Raw genomic sequence first — 6,254 nt, 5'->3', positions numbered from 1 at the left:
GAACCGATGTCCTGGTCGATCCGCAATTCAGCTTTCAGCGCTACACCAAGGCGCAGATGAACGTTGTCGAGCAGTCGCTCGAGGCCTGGTCGTCGGTCGCCGATGTGACGTTCGTCAAATCCTCTGCGCGCGAAGCGGACCTGATGTTCGGCAAGCACAACATGCCCTACAAGGTCAACGGCTACGCGGGTGGCCTCGTCTACGATCTGGAGGAAAACCACATCCGTGGCGCCGATATCTGGCTCGATTGGGACGACTTCGTCACGACGCCCTTCGGCCGCCAGATCGTGACGCACGAGATCGGCCACGCGCTCGGCTTGAAGCACCCCTATATCGGAAAGGGCGGATTGAAGGCGGCGGAGCTCGCGACCACCGTCATGTCCTACAGCCTGTGGGGTGAGGCGCCCTATAAGGGGTCGCCGACGAAGCTCGGACTTATCGACGCCGCCGCTCTGCAATCGATCTACGGCCCGGCGCAGAAGAAGCTCGGCGCCGACACCTACAAGGTCGGTCAGACGAAGCTGATTTGGGACGGTGGCGGCATCGACACGCTCTCCGCCGCCAATGCGAAGTCAAAAGCCCATCTCGACATGAAGGATGGTTCCTGGAACTGGATCGGCAAGAAAGCGGCCTCCATCCTCGCCGTCAATCAATCCTGGCTGGGGCATTTCACCGACATCGAAAATGCGATCGGCTCGCGCTTCTCCGACACGATCATCGGCAACGCGCACGACAACATCATCAAGGGCGGCCGCGGCAATGACACGATCACCGGCGGCGCCGGTGCCGATACGCTGCAGGGCGGCGCGGGCAAAGACCGGTTCGTGTTCAAGAGCGTTACCGACATGGGCACGCTGGAACGCCACGACGTCATCGCGGATTTCGCACCGGGCGACAGGATCGACCTGCGCAAACTCGGCATGACCTTCCTCGGAACGGGCTCGCACGACGTGATGCTGAGCGCGGGGAGGGCAGGCCAGTTCTATTTCCACGCACCATCACAGCAGCTGCGCATCGACAGCAACGGCGACGGGCAACCCGACCACGACATCGCGCTCGCTACAGCGGCGATCGGCGCGGAGAGTTTTATTCTGTGAGGGGGCGGTCACATGGCGGGTGTTATGACAGGCGTTGATAGACAGGTCGCAGCATCGCTCTGTCCGTGTAATCCGATCGCCGGTGAGGGAGTTGATCGATCCAATCCTTCGGGGGCCCGCCTAACAATTGGCATTGTTGCGCTGATCTCTTTGCTCGCACTCATCAGCACGGCTGTTCCGACATACGCCGACGAGCCGATCATGGCGTATTTGCGGGTGAACACAAGCGAAGCCGGGAAGGACGTTTTGCCCGGCTTTCGACGGTTCGGTCTGTTCGCGGGGCAGGGGCCTTTGAATTACGCCGTTGAAACGCGTCCCGTTCGCCTGATCGGACTCGACAGCAGCATTCCCGGCCGTGTCGAAGGCGCATTGCCGCCAGCGACGCTGAGTTTTCTCGAGGATGCGCTCGCGTGTGCGTCAAAGGTGCCGACCCTCCTGTTCTTTCACCATCCGCCCATGATGATCGGCATTGACGGCAAGGACGATATTCGACTGGGCGAAGGCGCCGATGAACTGGCCGCCATTCTATCGCGACATCCGCAGGTCGAGCGCGTGGTGGTCGGACATTTCCATCGGTCCTTTCAGGCTCGTTTCGGAGGAGCGATCTGCCAGGGCGCGCCRCCCGTCCGCTACATGACGGTGGCGGAGCGGGGCGATGCCGACGAGCATGAGCTCGACGAGGAGTTGCCGGGTTACCTCATCCACCGTTGGATCGAAAGCGTGGGGCTGGTCTCGCACGTCTGCCCCATTCCACTGACGGATTGAGGGCACTTCCATGAATCGCGCGTGATGGCCAAGCGACGGCCGACATTTGGCGATAGCGGACCAGATTCTGAGTCGCGGCGAAACGATGCCACGTATAAGGGACGCCAAGTGTCGCGGACGCCAAGTGTCGGGAGCGGATATGTGGCCGCTTGTCGAACACTGCTGCTCTAGCTTGCGGATCGCCGTCCGTTGACCATAGCGTGGACCGTACGGATGAGATCGGCAGGGGAATGCACCAGTTGGTCTGCGCCGGCCGTTTCGAGTTCGTCGCGGGTCCCATAACCCCAGAGTACGCCAAGACAGCGCATTCCGACCGCATGAGCGCCGGAAATATCGTATCGGCGATCCCCGACCATCAGACTCTGCGACGGCGAAAGACCACGCTCCGACAGAATATGGGCGATGAGTTCAGGCTTGTGATCCAGCTCGCCGCTCGGCACCGATCCATAGATGCCATCGAAATATGGGGTGAGCTTCAGGTGGTCCAGAATGCGACTTGCGAAAATCACCCTTTTCGAAGTGGCGAGATAGATGCGCCATCCCCTCCGCTTCATCTCTTCGAGGGATTCGCCAATCCCCGGATAAGGCACGCTTCCGAAAAGCCCACTTACACCGTAATGGTGACGATAGGCAGCGACTGCCTCGCCGACTCTGTCGTCTCCGTATGAGCGCAGCAAGATTTGCATCATATCTTCGAGCGGAGGCCCGATCGCACGTCTTATATCGAGGGTTTCATCCGGCTCATGTCCAAGGGCGCGCAGTGCCGCAAGGCAGCTCGCCAAAATACCGGGTTGCGAATCGATCAAGGTGCCGTCGAGGTCGAGAAGAACGGAGCAAGTCATCTTCCGAAGATAGCGAAAAAAAGAATACGAGCACAAGCGCGATTGGATTTGTTTCGGGATTGGTTTCGTTGTTTGGGGGCATTCGCTACGGAGCGACCGGCGGCTGTCGCGACCCGGTTCGACACGCTCGCATCACCCAGCGTTCGCCAAGCTCGCGGTGATTCGCATTGGTTGCCCGCTAAAGTCCGACCTCAGCTTCTCAGGGTTCGGTGCGGGAGATGCTCGGCCAGCCATTGCGCAGGGAGTGCCAACGCACGATCCGCCTTGCGAACGAGGTGGATCGATTGAAGATGCTCCGATTGTATGCCTGGTCGGACGATGACGTTGAGGATCCCGTGATCGATGTCCCCCTGCACGAGATGCCGGGGCATGTACCCCCAGCCGAGTCCGGCGCGGAGAAACGCCAACTTCGTCGTCATGTCATCCACACACCACGTTCTCGACTGGATATGGCCCAACTCGAACGGCGAGGGGAATTTTTCGCTCGGCATCACGACTCGAATATCCGCGCCGAGCTCAAATTCCGCAACCACTGGTGAACCCGCGGCTGAGGAACGACGACCGCCGCTCACGACCGGAATCAGCGTCACGGGCGCGAGCGGTTCGCTCACCAGCGGCTCGGGCATGACAGTCGGAGCGGTCACAATTCCAAGACCGCAGAGATTGCCGATCACGCGATCGACGATGACTGGACCCAGGCCGGTCTGCACCTCGATGACGATGGCCGGGAATGCCTTCTGAAAAGCGGCCATCGCGCCGGCCAGGGCCGCAAGCGGATACAACGCGTCGACCCCGATGACGATGGTGCTGTCGTCGCCTTCGCGAAGAAGGCGCGCGCTTTCGCGCAAGGCATCCGCCCGTGAAACGATGGCCTTCATTTCCCGTAGCAAGGGACCCGCCGCGCTGGTCGGGCGGGCGCGCTGAGTGGAGCGGTCGAAGAGTTGCACGCCGAGCTGACGCTCGAGCGTCGTGACCGCGTAGCTGACGGCCGATTGAGCTCTGTTGAAACGCCGCGCCGCGCCGGAAAGACTTCCCGCTTCGGCGACGACAAGTGCAACTCTCATCTGATCAAGGGAGAGGCCTTCGATGTTCATAGAATCTCACGCAAGCAAAACAACCGTAGGTTCGCCGCATCCATAACGAGGCAAATCGATACATAGCATGATCTTTATTTCAATATCAAAGATTCTGAATTCAGAATTGATGATTTAAATACTTTACGAATGACATTAATTCTCACGAGCTTTCATTTTTGCGTACGAACATCCTCCGCGTTTGTGTAGTGTTTCAATCCAAGGTTTACTAGATTTTGTTTTGCAACTTAGTATCAATTGTTTGACATGATCACTCAAATAAAAGAAACATAATAACTTGAATGATACTTGGAATACGAAGTGATTTTTTGAGCGGTGCTTCAACGCGTGTGCGGTCGCGGGGTGTTTGCGATGTCGACCATGTCTCCATACATCGATCTATGCGCCTTCGCGTGCCTGGGGCTGCTCGTGCTTGCGGCGGCCTGGGTCGATTGGCGGCGCCAGATCATCCCCAACGAGATCAACGCGGGCCTCGCTCTGTGCGGAACGGCATATGGCGCCTTTACACCGCATCTGACCTGGTCCGCCTCCGTCGGAGGCATTGCGGCCGGCGCCGGAGCGTTGTGGATGCTCGCGGCCATCTTCCCGCGCCTGCGAGGTTATGACGGTCTGGGCATGGGCGACGTGAAGTTCGTCGCCGGAGCGGGAGCATGGGTCGGCTGGCAGGGCCTTGCGCCATTGCTGATGCTCGCATCCGTGGCGGCGCTTCTCGTCATTCTGTCGTGGCGCATCCTCGATGGCCGGCCCCTTGCGCCAACCACGAGAATTCCCTTCGCTCCCTTTCTCGGCCTCGCGCTGATCGTCATCTGGCTCGCGCAAGCACACAGCGCGATGGTCCCGATGGGAGTGTTGTGACATGCGTACGGTGCCGCAACATCAGCAGCATGACGGATCGAACACCATCGTCGACGACGTCATTGCGCACCTTGCGGATGCCGGGGGCCTGGACGGGCAAGCGCTGGAACGGGGCCGCCGCGCCGCGCAATCGAGCGGTGAACGTCTCGACGTCGTTCTCAACAAACTCGGTCTCGTCTCCGACGGCGCACTCACGGAAGCATGGTCCGCGGTCACGGGTCTCGATTTGATCGGCGTCGACGAGTACCCCCAAGAACCGATCCTGCCCGAAGTCCTGACCGCTCCGTTTTTATTGCATTCTCAGGTTCTGCCCGTTCGTCTCGTCGAGGGCGAACTGGAGCTCGCGGTTTTGGATCCGCTCGATCGCTTTTCGCCGGCCGCGGTCCACGCCAAAACCGGCTTGCCGGTGCGGTGCCGGCTTGCTCTGCGCGGCGAGTTCGCAGCAGCCATGCAGCGGCTCTACGGCAAGGAACCGCCGCGCGCGGTCGGCGAAGCGAATGATGCCGATCCATCTCTTACCCTCGACGTGGAGCGATTGCGCGATCTTGCCAGCGATGCGCCGGTCATCCGCATCGTGAATGCGTTGATCGATCGCGCCATTGAGCTGAAAGCGTCCGATGTGCACATCATGGCGAAGCGGGACGGATTGCGGGTGCGCTATCGTGTCGACGGCATCCTCAAAGACGTGGAGCCGCCGGCGGCGCAGCTGCATGCCGCCATGATCTCGCGTCTGAAGATCATGGCGGGCCTCGACATTGCCGAGCGACGGCTCCCGCAGGACGGACGCATCCGCATGGCCTGGCGGGGTCGCGAGATCGACCTGCGCATGGCGACCATGCCGCATGTCAACGGTGAGGGCGTCGTGCTGCGCATTCTCGATCGCTCCGCGACCACGCTCGATTTCGAGGCGCTCGGCCTGTCGGCGCCGATCATCGGAACGCTTCACACGGTGTTGGCGGAGCCGCACGGCGTATTCCTCGTCACCGGTCCGACCGGTTCCGGCAAGACGACGACGCTCTATGCGGCCCTCAAGGCGATGGCGAATCCGAGCCGCAACATCGTCACCGTCGAGGACCCGGTCGAGTACCATCTCGATGGGGTCAACCAGATTCAGGTGAACCGAAAGATCGGGCTCGACTTCGCCAGCTCGCTGCGCGCCGTCCTTCGGCAGGATCCCGATGTGATCATGGTCGGCGAGATCCGCGACCACGAGACGGCGATCGTCGCCAACCAGGCCGCCTTGACCGGGCACAATCGATTGCGTTTCTCGCCTTCCAGATCCGGGTGATAGCCGGCTTGAGCGCGCTCGCTGCAGCATCACAGAGGGATGTGGGAAGCAAGAGAGTGTTGGAACTCGCCGGCGCAGCCGCATCTGCATCCGGCCGCGCGTGAGAGTGAGGAGATCAATATGACCGATACAATCATCGCCCATCCCGGCAACAAGCAACCCGTCATCTTCACGCAAGACGAGCTGGGCTGGGTGCCTTGGCTCGAGCCTCTTGCCGAGGACGAGCTGACCGACCGCCATTGGGCGGGTCTCGTCGACGCGTCCAGGGCGAAGTCGCATTATTTCATGCTCCTCGCGCGCGATCCGGAGATTC

Annotated in this window: 6 protein-coding genes and 1 pseudogene; 5 read left to right on the top strand and 2 right to left on the bottom strand. The window is 60.7% G+C overall.

Annotation, left to right across the window (positions count from 1 at the left end):
• The coding region (locus tag AC1DT3_RS10020; RefSeq protein WP_477465107.1) for a M10 family metallopeptidase C-terminal domain-containing protein at positions 1-1,097 on the top strand (1,097 nt) is incomplete at its 5' end.
• A 201-nt stretch (positions 1,098-1,298) separates the two neighbouring features.
• Positions 1,299-1,862: a metallophosphoesterase family protein gene (locus AC1DT3_RS10015; RefSeq protein WP_477465106.1), complete on the top strand. Its 564-nt coding sequence runs from the start codon at positions 1,299-1,301 to the stop codon at positions 1,860-1,862.
• A gap of 167 nt (positions 1,863-2,029) precedes the next feature.
• Here AC1DT3_RS10015 and AC1DT3_RS10010 read toward each other — a convergent pair whose 3' ends face one another.
• A complete protein-coding gene (locus AC1DT3_RS10010; RefSeq protein ID WP_477465105.1) occupies positions 2,030-2,704 on the bottom strand; it encodes an HAD hydrolase-like protein in 675 nt (224 codons plus the stop codon).
• 191 nt (positions 2,705-2,895) lie between these two features.
• The gene (locus AC1DT3_RS10005; protein WP_477465104.1) at positions 2,896-3,798 is read right to left on the bottom strand and encodes a LysR family transcriptional regulator; all 903 of its coding nucleotides are present in this window, start codon (positions 3,796-3,798) and stop codon (positions 2,896-2,898) included.
• A 360-nt stretch (positions 3,799-4,158) separates the two neighbouring features.
• Here AC1DT3_RS10005 and AC1DT3_RS10000 point away from each other — a divergent pair, with 360 nt between their 5' ends.
• From AC1DT3_RS10000 to AC1DT3_RS09990, 3 genes and pseudogenes are all read left to right on the top strand, one after another.
• Entirely contained in the window at positions 4,159-4,653 is a 495-nt protein-coding gene (locus tag AC1DT3_RS10000) for a prepilin peptidase (RefSeq protein ID WP_477465103.1), read from the top strand.
• Position 4,654: 1 nt separating this feature from the next.
• Positions 4,655-5,941, top strand: coding sequence for a GspE/PulE family protein (locus AC1DT3_RS09995; protein ID WP_477465102.1), 1,287 nt, complete (start codon positions 4,655-4,657; stop codon positions 5,939-5,941).
• Positions 5,942-6,061: 120 nt separating this feature from the next.
• Positions 6,062-6,254, top strand: a pseudogene (locus AC1DT3_RS09990) (alkylhydroperoxidase domain protein); the annotation flags it as partial.

The organism is Microvirga sp. P4_G7, assembly GCF_056401005.1.
This window is presented reverse-complemented; position numbering and strand designations above follow the sequence as displayed.